Source organism: Paraburkholderia sp. J76, from assembly GCF_905220295.1.
In the GTDB taxonomy this organism is placed as follows: Bacteria; Pseudomonadota; Gammaproteobacteria; order Burkholderiales; family Burkholderiaceae; genus Paraburkholderia.
The window spans coordinates 1-472 of sequence record NZ_CAJMZJ010000059.1; the positions used below are offsets into that span (position 1 = coordinate 1).

1 protein-coding gene is annotated in these 472 nt (G+C 60.0%); it reads right to left on the reverse strand.

Going from position 1 to position 472, the window contains the following annotated elements; all coding sequences use genetic code 11:
* A partial coding sequence (locus U5768_RS31900) for a type VI secretion system Vgr family protein (protein WP_322034298.1) occupies positions 1 to 472 on the reverse strand: 472 nt, incomplete at both ends.

The following is a 472-nucleotide window of genomic DNA, read 5'->3' on the forward strand; positions in this document are numbered from 1 at the left end:
GTTGGCACCCGGGCGATCGTAGGTGGTCACCATCACGCCTTTTCCAGCGCGGATTGCCCCCCATCCCGACGTGCGAAGCTCCTGACCTTCACCGCGGTATTCGAGCTTGTTGTTGACCAGGTATCCAAGGTTTAGCTGTGACTTGCCGGAGTGTTCGGTGCCAAGCTTTATGCCTTCCTGGCCCGACCAGTCTTCCATACGCAGCTTGTTATTGCTCTGCGTGCGGATCATGTTGCGGGAGAGCCAGCGGCGGTCGTTCGTGATCAGGTCGCGCGCCTGGCTGTGGTGGTGAAAGGCCGTAATTTCCGGCTTGTCAGGGTCGCCATCCCGAAATGAAATGACTGCCTCGTCATTGTCCAGCGCAACGAAGTGCAGACCTGTCTGAAGTTTTCCGGCGAAGGGTTTGGCCAGACGCAGCGGCACGCTTTCACCGCCATGGGGCGAGGCCCCGAAATCGGCGTCCAGACGGACG